Below are 18445 nucleotides of genomic sequence, written 5' to 3' on the forward strand. Positions count from 1 at the left end.
CACCCGGCGTTCCGGGATCGCGCCCCGGTTCGGCGGGGCGCGGGAATCCTCGGTCAGGATTCTTCGGAATCGCCCTTCACGCCGAGGGCGCGGGCGGTGGTGTTGTTCTCGACGTGCCTGTCGGAAGCGCCGAACTCGCCGGGCAGCACTTCCAGGGTGATCTCCCCGGAGGTGAGCGGGGCGAGCACCCGGAATCGCGCGCCGAGGTGCTGGACGTCGCGGCGGGTCCGGTTCTCGGCGAACGCGCCGACCAGCTCGCCGCGCGCCGACCGGTCCACCAGGTGCGGCACGCCGCCGACGCCCACGAGCGGCGCCAGCTGCTCCGGGAAGGTCAGCCGGGCGCCGAACCGGTCGTCCAGGTCGCCCCGGTAGGACACGCCGCCGACGACCGTCACGATCTCGCCGGGCTCGTAGCGGTCCTTCTCGGGGGAGATCACCAGCGTGGTGGCGTAGTAGTCGTTCGCGCCCCTGGCGAACCCGGCGTCGACCGAGGTCAGGTGCGGTTCCTCGGCGGTGATCCCGATCTTCGCGAGGCCGTTCGAGCTGTCGACCCGCGAGTCCCCGCCCCCACGGGTCCAGGTCTGGCCGTCGTCCCCGCGGTTGGGCGTGCGCAGCTCGTAGTCGCCCGCCGGGAGCCCGGTGAAGCGGTACGCGCCGTCGACGTCGGTGTTCGTGCCCCGCTCCAGGCCGGTCCTGGTGTCGCGCAGGAACACCTGCTGGCCGGAAACCCCGTACTCTGCCGCGCCCCTGCGGCCGTCCGCGTCGAAGTCGCTCCAGACGATCCCGGAGACCGAGCCGCCGACCCCCTCGTCGGCGTTCGCGAGCCCGGCGGTGAAAACCGGGAGCAGCGCGGCGATGGCGAGCGCCGCGGCGATGAGCTTGCGGGTTTTGCGCATTTCCTGGTCCCCCACGGACAAGAACTTCGTGACGTGGGGAGGACGTCCCCGACAACGGTCGGGTTGCCCGTTTTCCGCGTTTTCCGGTAACGAGCCGACAACGTTCGGTGAACCCGCCCGTGACGCGCGGAGGGGCCGCCCCGCGCGGTCGCGGGACGGCCCCTCCGGGTCCGGTCGTCAGTCCTCGTGCGCGGCGCGGCGGCGGCTCAGGCTCACCGCGAAGGCCGCGCCACCGCCGACGAGCAGCACGGCGCCGAGCGCGAGCGGGCCGACCAGCGAGGCCCCGGTGCTGGCGAGCGCCTCCTGCCGCACCTCCTCGCCGTGCGCGATGGGCATGTAGACGTTCTTGGCGCCTGCCTCGGGCGCGGTGCTGCTGGGCGCGGCGGTCTCGGGCGCGGGCGCGCCGCCACCGGTCCGCCCGGCGCCCGCGCCCACCGGGGCGGCGGCGGCGCTGCTGGCCGCGACCGGCTCCCCGGTGGCGGTGATGGGACGCGCGAGGGCGTTGTTGGCGGGGTTGACGTCGGTGGCCCCGTGCTTCAGGGGCAGCACCTCCAGCCGGACCTCGGCGGCGCTGAAGGGCGCGTCGACCCGGAAGTCGTAGCCGACGAACTCGATCAGGCCCGCGCCCCGGTTCTCCTGGAACATGCCGGTGACCTCGTGCGGGCCGTCGGCCTTCCCGCTGGCGGGCATCCCGCCGACGCGGGTGAGCTTGGTCAGCCCGGCGGGCACGGTGAGGCGGGCGCCGAAGCCGTCCGGCAGGGGACCCTCGTAGTAGGCGCCGCCGACGATCTTCACGACCTCGCCGACCCGGTAGGAGTCCTTGACGGGTTCGAGGATGAGCTGCGAGACGGAGTAGTCGTTGCCCGTGGGGGCGAACCCGCCGTTGAGGCCCGTCACCGAGGGGCGCTCCTCGGTCAGGGTGACGGTGGCGGTCGCGACACCGCCGCCGGGCGCGAAGCCGGAGCCGCCGCCCGCTCGGGTCCAGGTCTGGCCCTGCGCGGTGCGGTTCGGCAGGGAGAGGGTGTGCGAGCCGAGCGCGAGCCCTCGGAACGAGTAGCTGCCGTCCGCGGCGGTGGTCGTGGTCAGCCCGCCCAGCGCGACGCTCTGGCCGGGGATGCCCGATTCCCAGGAGTTCAGCACGCCGTCGCTGTTCTTGTCGTTCCAGATGATCCCGGAGATCGCCCCCTCGTTCTTCTCCGGGATTTCCTCCTGGGCGTTGGCGATTCCGCCCAGGAGGAGCGGCGCCAGCGCGGAAGCGGCGAGGACCGCGAACGCTCTCTTGCGGGTGCTGCGCATTTCTTTCTCCCCCAGTTTTACAGCTCGGCCGTGCTCGTGGCTGCACACTAGAGGACGCCTCCGCCGATGTCGGGTTGCGCCCGCCCGCGCACGTTCGGTAACAAAACGACAACGTGGGAACGGGTCGGCGAACACGTCTGCCGCACCGCGACCGAGGTCGCGGTGCGGCAGACCGAACCGGGGTGGGTGATCAGGCCTTGGCGCGGCGGCGACGGCTCAGGCCGAAAGCCGCGACACCGGCGGTCAGCAGGGCACCCGCCAGGGCGATCAGGCCCACCGGGGACGCACCGGTGGAGGCGAGCGACTCGTGGTCCTGCGCGACCGGGACCGCGGCGCTGGCGCCGGTCGCGGCGCTGGAGCTGGTCGGCGCGGGGGTGACGACCTCACCGACCGGCTGGGCGATCGGGTCGACCGCGGGGTCGGCGGTGGGCGCGACCGGGGCAGCGACGGCGGTGAAGGGCTTCGCCGTCGTGTTGTTGCTCGCGTCGGGGTCGAGCTGACGGAAGGAGCCGGGCTCGACCTCGAAGGTGATCTGGCCCGCGCTGATCGGCTTGGTCACCCGGTAGTGGGCGCCGAGGTAGGTGTAGTCGCCGGGGTACTGCTTCTCGTCGAGCACGCCCCTCAGCTGGGTCGGGGTCTCGGAGGCGAGGCGCATCCCACCGATGGCCTCGCCCTGGGCGGTCAGCTTCTCCAGCCCCTCGGGGACGGTGAGCGTGGCGGTGTAGTAGTCCCAGAAGGGGCCGTCGACGTGCGCGCCGCCGACGATCCGCACGACGTCCCCGACCTGGTAGGTCTCCTTCACCGGGTCCAGGAGGACGTCGTAGGCCCGGTAGTCGTTGGCGGCGCTGTCGGCGACGCCGCCCTTGAAGCCCTCCGCGTTCGGGTGCTCGGCGTCCAGGAAGAACGGGGAGCCGGTCTGCCCGTAGATGCTGAAGCGGGAGTCGGGGCCCCAGCCGGTGAAGATGCGCCCCTCCTGGGCGTTCAGCCGCAGCTCGTACATGGCCATCGGGAGGTTCTCGAAGCGGTAGGTGCCGTCGGCGGCCGTGGTGGTGGTGACCGGGATGCCGGGCTCGGACACGGCGGGGTCGTAGTAGAGCAGCGTGACGCCCTGGCCCTCGACGCCCTGCTCGCCGGAGTCGATCCGGCCGTTGCCGTTGGCGTCGTTCCAGATCATGCCGGAGGCGGAGCCCTCACCCACCGGGATGCCGTCCTGGGCGGTGGCGACGCCGGTCAGGAGCAGCGGGGCGATCGCGGAGCAGACGAGAGCGGCGGCGAGGTGCTTGCGGGTGGCGCGCATTTCTGTTTCCCCCAGGAAGTTCGTTCTTGTTCTTCGTCGTGCTGCTTGGGACATCCAGAAAGACGCCTGCGCACCGACCGGGTTGCGCCGGTTTCGCCGAGTTCGGTAACGGAATCACAACGCCGTAAATGACCTTGAAAATGACCGAAGCCGCACCACTAAAATGATCGTGGTGCGGCTTCCGGAAATTCTTTTCAGCGGTGGACCACAGGAGAGGACGCGCTTGCCGGGGGTGGGTTGCGCGGCGGTGCGCCGGATTCGGCAACGAAACGGCAACGCCCCTCGCGCGTCGTCGGCGCCGGGTGTCGTCAGCGCCGGGTGTCGGTGCGGCGGAAGTTCAGGTGCGCGCGCGACGGCGTCGGTCCGCGCTGGCCCTGGTACCGGCTGCCCGCCTCGCGCGAGCCGTAGGGGAACTCGGCGGCGCTGCTGAGCCGGAACAGGCACAGCTGGCCGATCTTCATGCCCGGCCACAGCGTGATGGGCAGGTTCGCGACGTTCGACAGCTCCAGGGTGATGTGCCCGGTGAAGCCGGGGTCGATGAACCCCGCCGTGGAGTGCGTGAGCAGCCCGAGGCGCCCGAGGGAGGACTTGCCCTCCAACCGGCCCGCCAGGTCGTCCGGCAGGGTCACCTGCTCGTAGGTGGAGCCGAGCACGAACTCGCCGGGGTGCAGGACGAAGGGGTCGTCGCCCTCGGTCTCGACGAGCGAGGTGAGGTCGTCCTGCTGCACGGCCGGGTCGATGTGGGTGTAGCGGGTGTTGTTGAAGACCCGGAAGAACCGGTCGAGCCGCACGTCGATGCTGGAGGGCTGGACGAGGGAGTCGTCGAACGGCTCGACCACGAGCCGCCCGGACTCGACTTCTCCGCGCAGATCGCGGTCACTGAGCAACACGCTTGACAGGGTATGTGTATGATCGGAGCCGCACCGCAAGCGGGTGTAGTTCATTGGTAGAACGACAGCTTCCCAAGCTGTAGAGGCGGGTTCGATTCCCGTCACCCGCTCAGCAGGACGAAGGCCCAGGTCAGAGCCTCCACGAGGTTCACGACCTGGGCCTTCGCCGCGTCCGGGGTGCGGCGGGACGCGCCGGTCCCGGCGGACCGGGGGAACCCGCTCCCCACCTGGCAGAACACCCGCCCCGGCCGTTCACCCCGGCCTGGGCGCGGGGCGCGACGCGCCCGGCGGACCGAATCACACGATCGAGTGAAGAGCTGATCAATGCCCGGCCGGTCCCGAGCGGCTTCCGGTGGTCCGGGAGGGCGGTTCGGCACCACCCGGCGCGGCGCGAAGCGGCCTCCGGGGCGCGCTCTGCGGGTCCCCGAAGCGGATCAGTGAGTGATCTTGGTCATCCTCAAGCCGGGCACGCCGGTTGCGACTGTCACCCTTCGCCACAGGGGTGAGTCACCACTTCAGCGTGCACCCTGCGTGCGCAGGGTGGGGCTTGAAGGTTGACAGCGAAGTCTTGCTCGCCCGGATCAGCGGGCGGTAGGGCCGATATCAGCGAAAACGGCCTCAAAAACTACCCCCCTGGAGCAGGGTTCCGGCGATCCGCAACCCGAGCCCGGCCGCACCACACGAAGTCGTGAACTTCGGTTCCCCGAAGGCTCGCGCGGGCGCGAGTGCGGTAAATGATCGACTTCACCCCAGACTTGCCGCCATGGGGGTGTACCGGTCCAAGCGGACCCGGCGCAGGTTGGTGCTGCTCAGCGCGCTGCCGCTGGCCTTCGGTCTGCTGGGGTTGATCCAGCCCTGGCACGACGGGTGGTTCGCGAGCGAGTCGGTCTCCTACCAGGGCGGCATCCTCTTCGCGGTGGGCGTCGCGCTGCTGATGAGCGGGCTGCTGAACCGGGTCAGGCTGACCGAGGCGGGCTTCGCCCTCCACAACGGCAACGGCCACAAGCACGTGCTGCGCCGCGAGCACGTCGCCGAGATCTGGCACGTCGACCGGAAGCCCTCGCTCGTCTACGTGCGCGACCACTGGGGCCGGGTCTTCACGGTCCGGACCGCGGCGTACGACGTGGAATACGCCCGTTACCTCGTCCAGGTGATGCGCGACCACTGGCGGGCGAACCTCCCGGAGATGCCCCCGGCCCGACCCGCCACGCACCCCGGCTCGGCGCCGTCGATGCGCCCGGTGCCGCACCCCGGTTCCGTGCCGTCGATGCGCCCGGTCGGGAACCCGGCGTCCGTGCCGTCGATGCGCCCGGTCAGCCACCCGGCGTCCGTGCCCTCGATGCGCCCCGTCAGCCACCCGGCATCCGTGCCCTCGATGCGCCCCGTCAGCCACCCGGCGTCGGTACCGTCCATGCGTCCCGTGACGCACCCGGCCTCAGCGCCGTCCATGCGCCCCGTGACGCACCCCGGTTCGCACCCCGCGATGCGTCCCGCGGGCCAGGCCCCCGCCCCCCAGGGGCGGGCCGCCGGGTCCGCGGCGCCCCCGGCTCAGCCCACCACCTGAGCACCGGAGGACCGCCGTTCCCGCTCGCGCGAGCGGGAACGGCGGTCACCGTCAGCCCTTCTCGCCGCGGCTCGCCCCGCGCCCCCCGGCGCCACGCCGCTCGCCGCGCTCCACCTCGGCGTCGACCGCCACCGGCAGGGCCTCGCCGGTCGCCGCGTCCGTGCGCAGCGACTCCACCAGCGCCTCGCGCTCGGGCGAGGGCTGCGGTCGCAGGAAGCCGATCACCAGGTACAGCACCAGGGACAGCACGAGCGGCCAGGAGACGATCACGCCCTGGGTGACCCACTCGGCCTTCTCGAACTGCTGCTGCCAGTACAGGAACGCCCACGCGCCGAGGCCGCCGATCACGGACGCCTTCGCCGCGAGCGGCCCGATCCTGCGGAACGGCGGCAGCAGCCCCAGCATCAGCGGGATCGCGATCGGGCCCATCGTCGCCGCCACCAGCGCGATCACGATCTTGAGCACGAACCCCTTGGTGTCGGCGGTCAGCGCGATCGTCATGGAGAACCCGATGAACAGGAACGTGGTGAGCCGGGCCAGCTTCAGCTGCGCGTCGGCGGAGAGCCCGGTGGCCCGCTTCCACAGCCTGGGCAGCATGTCGCGGGTGATGACGGCGGCGATCACGTTGGCGTCCGAGGACACCATCGCCATGGTGTGCGAGAAGAACCCGGCGAGCACCAGGCCGACCATGCCCGCGGGGAGCATCGCCTTGCCCATCTCGACGTAGGCCTGCTCGGCGTTGGCCTCCATGCCCGGCACGATCAGCGGCGCGGCCCACATCGGCAGGAACAGCACCAGCGGCCACACCAGCCACAGGACGGCGGACAGCAGGGCGGAGCGGCGGGCGGCGGCCCCGGACGGCGCGGCCATGTAGCGCTGCGCCAGGTTCCACATGCCGCCGTTGTACTCCAGCGTCTTGATCAGGAAGAGCGCCATGAAGAACACCAGGGTGTAGGGCCCGGTCAGCGGCTCGCTGTGCGAGGCGGGCAGCCGGTCCCACATGGTCCAGACGAAGTCGATCCCGCCGAAGTGGGCGGCGACCGCGATGAACATGGCGATGCCCGCCAGGCCCTGGATGACGAACTGGCCGAAGTCGGTGAGCGCGTCGGCCCACAGGCCGCCGAGCACCGAGTAGACCATGGTGACCACGCCGACGATCAGGATGCCGACCCACACGTCGACGCCCGCGAAGCCCTGGAGCAGCACGGCGACCGCGACCCACTTGGCGGCGATGTCGACGACCTTCAGGGCGGCGCCCGCCCAGGCCATGATCTGCTGGGTCGGCACGTCGTACCGGATGGCCAGGTACTCCAGCGGCGACTTCACGCCGTGCTTGGAGCGCAGGCGGTTCCAGGCGGGCGCCCACAGGAAGGCGCCGATGCCCACGCCCACGCCGATGGTCAGCGCCCACCAGATGTAGACGGTCAGCCCGAGCCGGTACGCCTCGGCGGCGAAGGCCACGAACATGACCGCGCTGTACCCGGACATGTGGTGCGAGATCCCGGAGAGCCACCAGGGCATCCGGCCACCCGCGGTGAAGAAGTCGGCGATGGTGCTGATCCGCCCGCGCGACCAGACGCCGATCCCCACCATGACGAAGAAGTACCCGCCGACCACGACCCAGTCGAGGGTGTCCATCTGTCCTCCCTGCGTGCGCTGTTGCCCGCGCGTGGGCAGCTCGGCTCGGGCGGCGGTTCCGGGCGGCTCCCACGCGGACGTGTGACGTAGGTCTTACGGAGGTGTTGCCGTGTGCGGTAGCCCACACCGGTCAAATGACTCACAGTTGTGATCCTTGTTCACATGCTTGATCAGCGATCACGCAGAGTGAGTAAATCTTTCTTCGGAGAAACCGCGTCATATCGCGGGGTCCGCTGCGTCACAGGTCCATGGGAACCGGTGTCAACGGGCGCCCGCTGTCCGCGGCGGGCGCTGCTCGACTTGCCTCAGGGCCGGGGGTCGCGCTCGTCGACCCCGTGCCACTGCTCCGCGAGGGCCTGGCGGCGGTGGTCCGCCGGACTCCGGGGCTGAACTGGCTCGGCTCGACGGGGCACCTCAACTCCGCGGTGCGGCTGCACGAGCGGCTGCGGCCGGACGTGCTGCTGGTCGACTCGGTGCTCGACCCGCAGGGCCACCTGGCCTCGCTGCTGGTCGCGAGCGATCCGCAGTTGGCGGTGGTGGCGCTGGTGCGCGAGCCGCACCGCACCCCGAAGTACGTGCGCGGCGCGCTCGCCGCGGGGGTGCGGGGCCTGGTGCCGCGCACCGCCGAGCCCACCGAGGTGGTGGAGGCGATCCTGCGCGCGCACCGGGAGCGGGTGCACCTCGACCCGACGCTGGCCCCGCTGGCGGCGGGGTTCAGCCCCGGCGCGGACCCGGGGACCAGGCGGGCGCTGTCGCGGCGGGAGTACGAGGTGCTCCAGCTGATCGCGGACGGCCTGGAGAACCAGTCGGTGGCGGACGCGCTGTACGTGTCGGTGGAGACGGTGCGCACGCACGTGAAGAACATCCTGCGGAAGCTGCGGGCGCGGGACCGGACGCACGCGGTGTCGCTGGCCTACCAGGCGGGGCTGCTCAGCGGTCGGCTGGCGCCCTAGGCCGGGACCTCCGCGGTCGGCCGGGGGAGCGCCCCGGCGTGGACCGGCGCCCGTTCGCGGGCGCCGGTCCCGGCCGTGCCCTGGGGCCGCCTGCGTCACGCGCCCAGGGGAACGGGAGGTGGTGGTCCGGCGTTCGGTCGACCACAACCGGGTGGCTGGCCTTGCCGAGGTTACTGACAGGTAATACTCTGTTTGTTACCGGTCAGTAAGGGGGATCAGGCCCCGACCTTGATGGAGTGAGCGACGAGATGGGTCACTACAAGAGCAACGTCCGGGACCTCGAGTTCAACCTCTTCGAGGTCTTCAACGTGCAGGACCACCTCGGCACGGGGCCGTTCGAGCAGGCCGACGAGGAGACCGCGCGCGGCATCCTCACCGAGCTGAACAACCTCGCGGTCGGCCCGCTGGCCGACTCCTTCGCCGAGTCCGACCGCAACCCGCCGGTCTTCGACCCGAAGACCCACTCGGTGACCCTGCCCGAGGCGTTCCGGCAGTCCTACCGGGCGCTCTGGGACGGCGAGTGGTACCGCCTCTCGCTCCCGGAGGACCTGGGCGGCTTCGGCGTGCCCCCCTCGGTGCAGTGGGCGGCGTCCGAGCTGGTCCTGGGCGCGAACCCGTCCGCGTACATGTACATGGCGGGCCCCAACTTCGCCACGGTCGTGCACCGCAACGGCACCGACGAGCAGAAGCGCTGGGCCCAGTTCATGATCGACGACGGCTGGGGCGCCACCATGGTGCTGACCGAGCCGGACGCCGGTTCGGACGTGGGCGCGGGCCGCACCAAGGCCGTGCGGCAGGAGGACGGCTCCTGGCACCTGGACGGCGTGAAGCGGTTCATCACCTCGGGCGACCAGGACCTGACCGAGAACATCATGCACCTGGTGCTGGCGCGCCCCGAGGGGCCCGGCATCGAGTCCAAGCCGGGCACCAAGGGCCTGTCGCTGTTCCTGGTGCCGAAGTTCCACTTCGACTCCGAGACCGGCAAGTCCACCGGTGAGCGCAACGGCGCCTTCGTCACCAACGTCGAGCACAAGATGGGCCTGAAGGCCTCCACGACCTGCGAGCTGACCTTCGGCCAGCACGGCGTGCCCGCCAAGGGCTGGCTGCTGGGCGAGGTGCACGACGGCATCGCGCAGATGTTCCAGGTCATCGAGTACGCCCGGATGATGGTCGGCACCAAGGCCATCGGGACGCTCTCGACCGGCTACCTGAACGCGCTGGCGTACGCCAAGGAGCGGGTGCAGAGCGCCGACCTGACCCGGATGACGGACAAGACCGCGCCGCGCGTCACCATCACCCACCACCCGGACGTGCGCCGCAGCCTGATGCTGCAGAAGGCCTACGCCGAGGGGCTGCGCGCGGTGTACCTGTACACCGCGACGTTCCAGGACAAGATCAAGCTCGGCGGCGAGGGCCAGGCGCTGGCCGAGAAGGTCAACGACCTGCTGCTGCCGGTGGTCAAGGGCGTCGGCTCCGAGCGGGCCTACGAGCAGCTCGCGCAGTCGCTGCAGACGCTGGGCGGCTCCGGCTTCCTGCAGGACTACCCGATCGAGCAGTACATCCGCGACTCGAAGATCGACTCGCTGTACGAGGGCACCACCGCGATCCAGTCGCTGGACTTCTTCTTCCGGAAGATCATCCGCGACAAGGGCCAGGCGCTCGCCCACATCAACGGCGAGATCCAGGCGTTCCTCGACGCCGAGGGCGGCAACGGCAGGCTCAAGGAGGAGCGGGCGCTGCTGGGGCAGGGCCTGGAGGACCTCCAGGGGATGCTGGGCGCGCTCGTCGGGTTCCTGACCTCCTCGCAGGAGGACGTGGCCAACCTGTACAAGGTCGGCCAGAACTCGGTGCGGCTGCTCATGACCGCCGGTGACGTGCTGGTCGGCTGGTTGCTGCTGCGCCAGGCCGAGGTGGCGCTGACCAAGCTCGCGGGCGAGCCGTCGGCCAAGGACAAGGCGTTCTACGAGGGCAAGGTCGCGGTGGCGTCGTTCTTCGCCAAGACCGTGCTGCCCGAGCTGTCGGCGCGCCGCAAGTCCACCGAGAGCACCGACAACTCGCTGATGGACCTGGACGAGGCCGCGTTCTGACCGAGGCCCCGTGACGCGCGGGAGGGCGGCACCCGATTCGGGTGCCGCCCTCCTCCGCGTTCCGGCCCGTCCCCTGCGCGGGCGGGCCTACCCGCTCACTTGTGGGCCTTGGCCGCCGCGAAGCAGTAACCGCCGTAGCCGACGAAGCCGAGCGCGATGACGATCAGCACGACGGCGCCGTAGGGCTGGCCCGCGAGGGTGTGCAGCGCCTTGTCCATGCCGCCGGACTGGTTCGGGTCGGCGAAGATCGCGGCGAGCCCGACCAGGACGCCGATGGTCGCGATCGCGATGCCCTTGCCGATGAAGCCGACCTGGCCCAGCCGCTCGACGGTCTTCTGCGTGCCCTGGGGCAGCTCGGACATGTTCAGGTCGTCCTTGAAGGACTTCTTGACGCCCTTGCGGATCTGGTTGACCCCGACGCCGATGACCACCAGGGCGGCGATGCCGACGAGGAACTGCCCGCCGGGCATGGCCAGCACCTTGGCCGTGAGGGTCTGCTGCTGGGAGCCCGAGTCCGAGGACGAGCCGCCCACCGCGTAGGTGATGGCGGCGATGCCGATCGCGACGCCCGCGACCGCGCGGACGCCCGCCGAGATCCGGCGGAACAGGCGCTTGCGCTGGTCGGTGACCCAGCTGTAGCCGGAGGCGGCCAGCGCGGCCTGCCACACGGCGAACGCGAACAGGCCGATCGCCACGATCCACAGCAGCACGACGCCGAACGGCGCCTCGGCGATGGTCGCGACCGCGCCCTTCTGATCGGTCTGCTGGTCGGAGTCGCCGAGGACGACCTGGACGGTCAGCGCCGCCAGCAGGACGTGGACGATCCCGTAGCAGACCATGCCCGCCCGGCCGAGCAGTTGAACCGCCGGGTGTCTCCGCACCTCGTGAACGCTGTTAGCCACGACCGGGTGATACCCGGTCGTGGCTACAGCGAATCACCGAGCGCTCAGCGGGACGCGTTCAGCGGAGCGCGGTCCGCGCTAGGCGGGCGGCGCCTCGCACACGATCTTGGGCGACGGGTCGTACTTGACGGTGCGGGTCTCGTTCCGCGTCTGCCCGGTGCGCCGGTCCTTGATCGTGCGGGTGTCGGTGACCGTGAAGCCCTGGGCGCCCGCGCTCGCGACGCACGGCTGCGTGGACTTCTTGATCTCCTGCGGATCGGTGGGGTTGGTCTTCTCCCCCGTCGAGCCGGTGACGTCGTAGTTCTTGGTGCCCCAGAGCACGATCTTGATGGAGCTCGGGGTCCAGATCGTCTGGATCGCGACGCCCGTGTCGTCCGGGTTGGTGAACTTGATGTCGATCAGGCTGTTGCCCGCCGTGTCCATGAACACCGTGGCCTCGCGGCCGGCCGGGTACCGGGAGATCCAGTAGCTGTGCTCCTTGTGCCCGGCGTCCTTCATGCCCGCGTAGTAGTAGGCGTTGTAGAGCGTCGTGGCGAACTGCGAGATGCCGCCGCCGACCGCGCGGCCGGGGGCGCCGTTCTCGATGATGCCCGCGTCCACGTAGCCCTCCGCCTTGCCGCGCGGACCGGTGTAGCCGTTGAGGCTGAACGTCTCGCCCGGCTTCACGATCGCGCCGTTGACCTTCTCGGCCACCACGCGGATGTTCACGCCGGAGTCCTGGGCGAAGCCACCGGTCTGGAACTCGCCGATGACCTCCTTGATGCCCATCTTGTTCGCCTGCTCGGTGGTCACCTTGGCGGGCGTGTGCTTGTACTCGGCCTTGACCTCGCGCTTGTCGGCGCGCTTGAGCACGTCGATGAAGCCGTTCAGGGACTTGTCCCAGTCGACCCCGAGGCCGTCGACCGACTCCTTCACGGTGGGCTTGCCGCCGTCGAAGACGATCTCGGCGTCCTTGCCCTCCTTCTCGGTCTCCTTCAGCTGGGGACCGGCGGCCTCGATCACCTTGCCGTTGTCCACCTTGGCGTTCAGCGAGCCGTCGTCGGCGGGCTCGAACACCAGGACGGCGGCCAGGTTCTCCGGGGCCAGGGTGGCGTCCTTGCCCTCGCCCTTGATCACGACCGGGGAGGCGACCGCCGGGGTGGCGACCTCCTCCAGCGCCTTGGCGACGCCCTCCCTGGTGGTCTTCACCGGGGTGGTGGCGACCGGGAGCTCGACGCCGTTGCCGTTGGCCCAGCTGGACAGCAGCACGCCGGAGGCCTCGGGGACCTCCAGCTTCTGGCCCTGCTTCGGGTCGACCGCGACGGGCTTGGCGCCCTCGAAGCGGATCGTGCCCTCGGCCGGGTCGTGGTCGGTCGTGCCGCGCAGGCCCTCCAGGGCGGCGGTCACCTTGGCGTCGTCCGCCTTGGAGACGATGCCGACCTCGCGGGTGCTGAAGAACGAGGTGACCCTGGTGATCGGGGACAGCGGCTGGCTGCCCGCCTGGTCGAGCGTGGCGGTCCAGTCCAGTTCGAGGCCCGCCGCCTTCGGGTCCAGCTCGGTCTCGACGTCACCGGCCTTGACCTTGATCGGCTTCTCCAGCCGGGGGCTGATCTCGTCGCGGAGCTTGTCCTCGGCGTCGGAGTGGCTCATGCCGCCGACGTCGACGCCCGCGACCGTGACGCCGCGCGGGACGTTGCCGCTGGACACCGCGAGGTCGACGCCCCACAGCACCGCGAGCGCGCCCACGACGGACGCCGCGACCAGGCCGATCTTGCGGTTGCGCCTGCGCTTGGCGTCGGCGTCGGACGCCGGGGCGTCCCCGCCCGGCTGCTGCTCGACCACGTGCGGGCCGAGCGCCGTCGCCTCGGCCGGGTTCGCCGCCCCCAGGGGCGGGAACGTGCCGGGGCGCTGGCCCGGCGGGACGCTCATGCCACCCGGCGGGGTGCCCATCGGGATGCCCGCTGCCGGGGTCCCGGTGCGCGCGCCCGGCGGGATGGTCCCCCGACCGGGGTTCACGACGGTGGTGTCGCCACCCCCGGTGACGGGCGCGAAGACCGCGGTCGCCTCGGTGGAACCGGGGGGCGGCGCGGACTGGAAGGTCCGCTGCCCCTCGGGGGTGACCGCCTGGGTGGCGTCCGCGCCGAGGTTCTTCGTCGCGTCCGCGCTCAGGTTCCGGGTGACGTCCTGGGAACCGCCCGCCTGGGGGATCCCGGACGGGGGAGTCCCCGGCTGGGAGGTCCCGGACTGGTTCGCCCCCGCCTGGGGAGTGCCCGCCTGGGGGATCCCCGACGGCGGAGTCCCCGGCTGGCCGCCCGCGCCCTGGCCGCCGGCCCGCATCCACGGCGGGTCCTGCTCGCCGCCGGTCTGACCGGCGGCGTCCTTGCCGTTCTCACTGCTCTTCGTCGTCGCCTCGGCGGCGCCGCCCGGCGCACCCTCGGGGTTGAGCGCGCGCGTCACGTCGGCCTTGGGCTTGGCGCCCTCGGGGTCGAGCGCGCGCGTCACGTCGCTCGCGGGCTGCACGTTCTGCACGGTGGCCGCGGAAGACGCGTCCGACCCGGTGCTCGGGGCGGCGGTGGCGGCGTCGGGCTCCTCCGACGGCCAGCCCTGGTTCACCGCCGAGGCGGAGATGATCGTGGTGCGCTCCGAAGCAGTGCTCGACGGCGGGTGGGACGGCTTCTTCATGGCCGTGGTCCGCTCGGCGTCGTGCTCCGGTCGCTGATTCTCCGGCACCGCTCCCCCTCTTGCTCTACCGCAAGGTCCTGGGACTGCTTACCCGACCGTCGTCACGCGGTGGTCACGTTCCGACCCGTCAGAGGTAAAGACCTGTGCCGTGGTCGGTCCGCTCGGTCGCGGTGGCGTGCACGTCGCGCTCCCGCATGACCAGGTAGGCGTGGCCCTGGACCTCGACCTCGAACTGGTCATCCGGGTTGAAGAGCACCCGGTCCCCGACCTTCACGTGGCGCACGTTCGTGCCGACGCCGAGGACGTCGCCCCACGCCAGACGCTTCGCCACCTGCGCGGTCGCCGGGATCACGATGCCCCCGCTGCTGCGGCGCTCGCCGTCCTCCGGCGAGATCCGCACCATGACGCGGTCGTGCAGCATCTGGATCTCAAGCTTGACATCGGACACCGGGGGAGTCTACGTGGCCCCCCGGTGTCCCCCCGTGCTCACCCGTCGGAGCGAGCGGGCCTCACCCGTCCAGGCCGCCCATCATCAGGGGCAGCCGCGACGGGCCGTCCGGCGTGATCCGGACCGGGACGCCCCAGTCCTGGCGGGTGAGCTTGCAGACCGGGTGCTCGACCGCCGGGTCGTCGGTGCAGCTCGCGGCCTGGGCGACCACGTGCAGCACGCCCTCGGTGAAGCCCTCGGCGACGCGCAGCCCGCGCACCAGGTCCGTGCCGACGCCCGCGCCGCCCGCCAGCAGCCCCGGCGGGGAGCTGGTGATCTCCAGGCGGGTGGACGGGCCGTAGCGGTCGTCGAGCTTCTGGCCGGTGGGCGGGGTGAAGACGACGGCCAGCTCCAGCTCGCCGACGCCGATCTCGGTCGGGGGGCGGCGCACCCGGTGGGCGTCCCCGGTGATCCGGACGCCGGGGGCAACCGGGCGCTCCAGGCGGTGCGCGGCGGAGGCGACGACGACCAGCTCGCCGTCGACGAGCACGGCGTCGGACGGCTCGGCGACGTCGGTGGCGATGGTGGAGACCTCGCCGGTGGCCGGGTCGTAGCGGCGGACCGCGCCGTTGTAGGTGTCGGCGATCGCGACCGAGCCGTCCGGGAGGGCGGTGACGCCCAGCGGGTGCTGCAGCAGGGCCTGGTCCGCGGGGCCGTCGCGGTGGCCGAAGTCGAACAGGCCCTTGCCGACGGCGGTGTGGACGGTGCGGTCGGGGTCGAGCCAGCGCAGCGCGGAGGTCTCGGAGTCGACCAGCCACAGGCGCTCGCCGTCCGAGGCCAGGCCCGAGGTCTGGGCGAAGAACGCCTGGTCGGCGGGGCCGTCGTTGAGGCCCTCGACGGTGGTGCCCGCGAGGCGCTCCAGCCTGCCCGCGACCGGGTCGAACAGGCCGAGGGTGTGGTTGCCCGCGAGGGCGATGGCGACCGCGTTCGCGGGCTCCCACCAGACCACGTCCCAGGGGCTGGTCAGCGGGATCTCGTCGGCCGGGCCGTCGGTCGCGCCGTCGCGCCACTGCTCGCCGGTGCCCGCGACGGTGGTGACCTCGCCGGTGTCCAGGTTGAGGCCGCGCAGGAGGTGGTTGACGGTGTCGGCGACAACGGCGTGGTAGCCGGTCGTGGCGGCGACCTCGGGCGGGAGCAGGGCGATGCCTGCGGGTTCGGAGAAGGTGGGTTCGAGGCCGTCCGCGCGCCCGCGCTCGCCGGTGCCGACGCGGCGCAGGACGGTCTCGCCGTCGGCGGCCAGCTCGACCAGGGAGTGGTGGGCGGAGTCGCTGACCAGGAGGGTGCCTGCCGGGGTGAGGACGGCCTTGGCGGGGAAGCGCAGGGCGGTGTCCGGCGGGGGCGGGGCCACGTACGGGCCGTCGCCCCGGTGGAGGGTGCCCTTGGCCCCGTGCTCGGCGATCAGCTCGGTGACGACCTGGCGCAGGGCGTCGACGTGGCCCTCGCCCGCGGCGACGTGCACGACGTAGCCCTCGGGGTCGACCACGACGAGGGTCGGCCAGGCCTTGACGGCGTAGTTCTGCCAGGTGGTCAGCTCGGGGTCGTCGAGGACGGGGTGGTGCACCTCGTAGCGCTCGACGGCGGCGACCAGCGCGTCCGGGTCGGCCTCGTGGACGAACTTCGGCGAGTGCACGCCGATGGTGACCAGGACGTCGGCGAACTCGGCCTCCAGGGGGCGGAGCTCGTCGAGGACGTGCAGGCAGTTGATGCAGCAGAAGGTCCAGAAGTCGAGCAGGACGACCTTGCCCCTGAGCTGGGCGAGGGTGATGTCCTGGTCCCCGGTGTTCAGCCAGCCCCGGCCGACGAGCTCGGGGGCACGGACACGGGCACGGCGTCGCGCGGTCGTCACGGGGGAAGTGAACACCGGGGCGGGGGCGGGGTGTTCCCCAGCCCACCGGTTGGGACGGTGGTCGGGCGGACACCTAGAGGCGAGGTCAAAGTTCGTTTCGTTCGTTCATTTCGTTTCGTTCGTTTCATTCGTACACTGGAAGCATGACGGCCACCATCGGAGAACGCACGCTGCTGCCACCTACGCAGCCGGAGTGCCTGCAATCGTGGGTGGTAGCGCTGGCCCAACTGGACCGACGCGAAGCCGCACTGGTCGCCCCTGACGGCGCACGGATGAAGTTGCCCACCGAGGTCTTCGAAGTCCTCCGCGATGTCGCGATGGCCATGTCCCAGGGGCTGGCGATCACCATCGCACCGCAGCACACGGTGCTGTCCACGAGCGAGGCAGCGCAACTGCTGGGCGTCTCGCGACCGACCCTGGTCCGCCTGCTTGAGGCCGGGAAGATTCCCTACGAGCAGCCGAGCAGGCACAGGCGAATCCGCCTTGCAGACCTGCTCGCCCATCAGGAGCGCTCCCGCCGAGCCCGCGCCGCAGGGCTGGACGAGATGGTGCAGGAAGCTGAGGAGGACGGCCTCTACGACCTACCGCTGGACACCCCGCTGGACCGACTTCCCACAGATGACACACGAGGCTGACCCTTGTTCCCAGCTTTTCTGGACACCTGCGTGCTCTTCAAGCCCTACTTGTGCGACACGCTGCTGACCATCGCCGAGGCCGAGGTGTATCGACCGCTGTGGTCGACCGGCGTGCTCGAAGAACTCGACCGCAACCTGCGCAAACGCGGCCTTTCCGAGGAGCAGGTGTCCCGTCGGCTGGAGCGGATGCGACGGAACTTCCCGGACGCCGAGATCACGGGCTATCAGCACCTGATCCACGCCATGACCAACGATCCCAAGGATCACCACGTGCTGGCCGCAGCGGTACGCGGCGGGGCCGCGGTTGTGGTTACCGAGAACCTGAAGGACTTCCCCGAGTTCGCACTCGAGGGTTACGGCATCACAGCACTGCACCAGGACGACTTCCTTCTGGACCAGCTGGACCTGGCACCCAGAGCGGTGACAGCGGCACTGCGCAGACAAGCTTCCCGGTACCGCAAAGCCCCTCGTTCGGTGGAGGACCTGCTCGTCCTGCTGGGCAACGAGGGGCACGGCTGTCAGGGGTTCGCCGACGCGTGTCGCAGCCGCTTTACCTCCTGAGCGGGGCACCGCCGGTCAGCGGACGGACTTCGGGCCCAGGGTGTGGGCGCCCAGGGCTCGGACGCGGTCCTTGAGCTCGCGGTCGGCGGTGACCACGGTGCAGGGTCTCGGGGCGGCTTCGGCGACCAGGGCGACGATCTTGTCGTCGCCGCTCGCCTCGGCGGCCACCACGTGGACGCCCGGCACGGACCCCACGTGCTTCGCCCTGCCCTCCACGACCAGGACGACCTCCAGCGGGCCCGGCAGGGGTGCCACCCCTTCGGTGGACACCCGCACGAGGGAGTCGCGGAGGCGTTCGGCCGCTGCGGCCCGGTCGCGCCACCAACCGTCCGGGACTGAGCCCACGACGTTCGCGCCGTCTACTACGAGCAGTGGGTCGGTCATCCCGCCATGCTGCACCGGCGCGGGCGGTGGGGCCGGGAGGTTCGGGGATCCGATGCGGGTGTGGCGCGCCGACCAGCGGGAGCCGGGGCGGTGGCGGCGAGGCGCCGGGCCGCGGGAGCGGGGTGGGGCGCGGTGCGGGCGTCCGCTCGACCGGGCGTTCGAGCTGGGAGGACCCGCGTCCGGGCGCGGAAGAGCCCCGAGGTGCTGCCAGGTCGGGGGTCCGACAGCACTTCGGGGCTACTGGGAACATCGAGACACGATCGTGAGCCGTTACAGCCCCCGAAGCGTGTGACGGGGATCACGTTTTGATGTGCCCCACATGCACGCGAGACCCTGCCGCGCGGGAGG

Annotated in this window: 17 protein-coding genes and 1 tRNA gene; 7 read left to right on the forward strand and 11 right to left on the reverse strand. The window is 71.3% G+C overall.

The features are described 5' to 3' along the window. Positions 1 to 53: 53 nt before the first annotated feature. From CNX65_RS34370 to dcd, 4 genes are all read right to left on the reverse strand, one after another. The gene (locus tag CNX65_RS34370) at positions 54 to 896 is read right to left on the reverse strand and encodes an SdrD B-like domain-containing protein (RefSeq protein ID WP_096497417.1); all 843 of its coding nucleotides are present in this window, start codon (positions 894 to 896) and stop codon (positions 54 to 56) included. 177 nt (positions 897 to 1073) lie between these two features. Beyond that, positions 1074 to 2192: an SdrD B-like domain-containing protein gene (locus CNX65_RS34375; RefSeq protein WP_096497418.1), complete on the reverse strand. Its 1119-nt coding sequence runs from the start codon at positions 2190 to 2192 to the stop codon at positions 1074 to 1076. A gap of 190 nt (positions 2193 to 2382) precedes the next feature. After that, positions 2383 to 3489 (reverse strand): SdrD B-like domain-containing protein, encoded by a 1107-nt coding sequence (locus CNX65_RS34380; RefSeq protein WP_177154565.1) that lies wholly within the window; start codon positions 3487 to 3489, stop codon positions 2383 to 2385. Between the two features lie 308 nt (positions 3490 to 3797). Continuing rightward, positions 3798 to 4379: a dCTP deaminase gene (gene dcd, locus CNX65_RS34385; RefSeq protein ID WP_096497420.1), complete on the reverse strand. Its 582-nt coding sequence runs from the start codon at positions 4377 to 4379 to the stop codon at positions 3798 to 3800. Between the two features lie 39 nt (positions 4380 to 4418). Between dcd and CNX65_RS34390 the strand changes: the two genes are divergently transcribed. Then, positions 4419 to 4489: transfer RNA gene (locus CNX65_RS34390), tRNA-Gly, on the forward strand. On the opposite strand, the gene CNX65_RS38110 is transcribed toward CNX65_RS34390, so the two are convergent. Beyond that, positions 4481 to 4606, reverse strand: coding sequence for a hypothetical protein (locus tag CNX65_RS38110; protein ID WP_269770715.1), 126 nt, complete (start codon positions 4604 to 4606; stop codon positions 4481 to 4483). The two genes, CNX65_RS34390 and CNX65_RS38110, sit on opposite strands and share 9 nt — an antisense overlap. A gap of 536 nt (positions 4607 to 5142) precedes the next feature. Between CNX65_RS38110 and CNX65_RS34395 the strand changes: the two genes are divergently transcribed. Continuing rightward, positions 5143 to 5943, forward strand: a complete 801-nt coding sequence (locus tag CNX65_RS34395; protein WP_096497421.1) for a hypothetical protein — start codon at positions 5143 to 5145, stop codon at positions 5941 to 5943. Positions 5944 to 5994: 51 nt separating this feature from the next. Here the strand turns inward: CNX65_RS34395 and CNX65_RS34400 are convergent, their stop codons facing one another. Further along, positions 5995 to 7581 carry a sodium:solute symporter family protein gene (locus CNX65_RS34400; protein WP_096497422.1) on the reverse strand — a complete coding sequence of 529 codons (1587 nt, stop codon included), beginning with the start codon at positions 7579 to 7581 and terminating at the stop codon, positions 5995 to 5997. Positions 7582 to 7916: 335 nt separating this feature from the next. Between CNX65_RS34400 and CNX65_RS34405 the strand changes: the two genes are divergently transcribed. Continuing rightward, positions 7917 to 8534 carry a response regulator transcription factor gene (locus CNX65_RS34405; protein ID WP_232520098.1) on the forward strand — a complete coding sequence of 206 codons (618 nt, stop codon included), beginning with the start codon at positions 7917 to 7919 and terminating at the stop codon, positions 8532 to 8534. Positions 8535 to 8782: 248 nt separating this feature from the next. Next, positions 8783 to 10621 (forward strand): acyl-CoA dehydrogenase, encoded by a 1839-nt coding sequence (locus CNX65_RS34410; protein ID WP_096498143.1) that lies wholly within the window; start codon positions 8783 to 8785, stop codon positions 10619 to 10621. A gap of 95 nt (positions 10622 to 10716) precedes the next feature. Here the strand turns inward: CNX65_RS34410 and CNX65_RS34415 are convergent, their stop codons facing one another. Further along, complete coding sequence (locus CNX65_RS34415; RefSeq protein ID WP_232520099.1) at positions 10717 to 11502, reverse strand: DUF1206 domain-containing protein; 786 nt, start codon at positions 11500 to 11502, stop codon at positions 10717 to 10719. Positions 11503 to 11601: 99 nt separating this feature from the next. Beyond that, positions 11602 to 13452: a VanW family protein gene (locus CNX65_RS34420; protein ID WP_373565536.1), complete on the reverse strand. Its 1851-nt coding sequence runs from the start codon at positions 13450 to 13452 to the stop codon at positions 11602 to 11604. 580 nt (positions 13453 to 14032) lie between these two features. Between CNX65_RS34420 and CNX65_RS37630 the strand changes: the two genes are divergently transcribed. Beyond that, positions 14033 to 14221, forward strand: coding sequence for a hypothetical protein (locus CNX65_RS37630; protein ID WP_232520100.1), 189 nt, complete (start codon positions 14033 to 14035; stop codon positions 14219 to 14221). A gap of 90 nt (positions 14222 to 14311) precedes the next feature. Here CNX65_RS37630 and CNX65_RS34425 read toward each other — a convergent pair whose 3' ends face one another. Both CNX65_RS34425 and CNX65_RS34430 read right to left on the reverse strand, forming a co-directional pair. Next, positions 14312 to 14605: a GroES family chaperonin gene (locus CNX65_RS34425; RefSeq protein WP_049797036.1), complete on the reverse strand. Its 294-nt coding sequence runs from the start codon at positions 14603 to 14605 to the stop codon at positions 14312 to 14314. An 88-nt stretch (positions 14606 to 14693) separates the two neighbouring features. Continuing rightward, positions 14694 to 16517: an NHL domain-containing thioredoxin family protein gene (locus tag CNX65_RS34430; protein ID WP_232520101.1), complete on the reverse strand. Its 1824-nt coding sequence runs from the start codon at positions 16515 to 16517 to the stop codon at positions 14694 to 14696. Positions 16518 to 16660: 143 nt separating this feature from the next. On the opposite strand from CNX65_RS34430, the gene CNX65_RS34435 reads away from it, so the two are divergent. Both CNX65_RS34435 and CNX65_RS34440 read left to right on the forward strand, forming a co-directional pair. After that, positions 16661 to 17152 carry a helix-turn-helix domain-containing protein gene (locus tag CNX65_RS34435; RefSeq protein ID WP_096497427.1) on the forward strand — a complete coding sequence of 164 codons (492 nt, stop codon included), beginning with the start codon at positions 16661 to 16663 and terminating at the stop codon, positions 17150 to 17152. A 3-nt stretch (positions 17153 to 17155) separates the two neighbouring features. Then, a complete protein-coding gene (locus tag CNX65_RS34440; protein ID WP_096497428.1) occupies positions 17156 to 17713 on the forward strand; it encodes a PIN domain-containing protein in 558 nt (185 codons plus the stop codon). Between the two features lie 15 nt (positions 17714 to 17728). On the opposite strand, the gene CNX65_RS34445 is transcribed toward CNX65_RS34440, so the two are convergent. Next, complete coding sequence (locus CNX65_RS34445; RefSeq protein WP_096497429.1) at positions 17729 to 18097, reverse strand: PIN domain-containing protein; 369 nt, start codon at positions 18095 to 18097, stop codon at positions 17729 to 17731. Positions 18098 to 18445 lie beyond the last annotated feature (348 nt).

Origin of the sequence: Actinosynnema pretiosum (assembly GCF_002354875.1) — a bacterium.
Lineage (GTDB): Bacteria > Actinomycetota > Actinomycetes > Mycobacteriales > Pseudonocardiaceae > Actinosynnema > Actinosynnema auranticum.

Excerpts from the sequence above, each read along its gene's own strand:
- CNX65_RS34370 (WP_096497417.1), bottom strand. The coding sequence starts at position 896 with ATGCGCAAAACCCGCAAGCTCATCGCCGCGGCGCTCGCCATCGCCGCG.
- CNX65_RS34375 (WP_096497418.1), bottom strand. The coding sequence starts at position 2,192 with ATGCGCAGCACCCGCAAGAGAGCGTTCGCGGTCCTCGCCGCTTCCGCG.
- CNX65_RS34380 (WP_177154565.1), bottom strand. The coding sequence starts at position 3,489 with ATGCGCGCCACCCGCAAGCACCTCGCCGCCGCTCTCGTCTGCTCCGCG.
- CNX65_RS34395 (WP_096497421.1), top strand. The coding sequence starts at position 5,143 with ATGGGGGTGTACCGGTCCAAGCGGACCCGGCGCAGGTTGGTGCTGCTC.
- CNX65_RS34400 (WP_096497422.1), bottom strand. The coding sequence starts at position 7,581 with ATGGACACCCTCGACTGGGTCGTGGTCGGCGGGTACTTCTTCGTCATG.
- CNX65_RS34410 (WP_096498143.1), top strand. The coding sequence starts at position 8,783 with ATGGGTCACTACAAGAGCAACGTCCGGGACCTCGAGTTCAACCTCTTC.
- CNX65_RS34420 (WP_373565536.1), bottom strand. The coding sequence starts at position 13,452 with ATGGGCACCCCGCCGGGTGGCATGAGCGTCCCGCCGGGCCAGCGCCCC.
- CNX65_RS34425 (WP_049797036.1), bottom strand. The coding sequence starts at position 14,605 with ATGCTGCACGACCGCGTCATGGTGCGGATCTCGCCGGAGGACGGCGAG.
- CNX65_RS34435 (WP_096497427.1), top strand. The coding sequence starts at position 16,661 with ATGACGGCCACCATCGGAGAACGCACGCTGCTGCCACCTACGCAGCCG.
- CNX65_RS34445 (WP_096497429.1), bottom strand. The coding sequence starts at position 18,097 with ATGACCGACCCACTGCTCGTAGTAGACGGCGCGAACGTCGTGGGCTCA.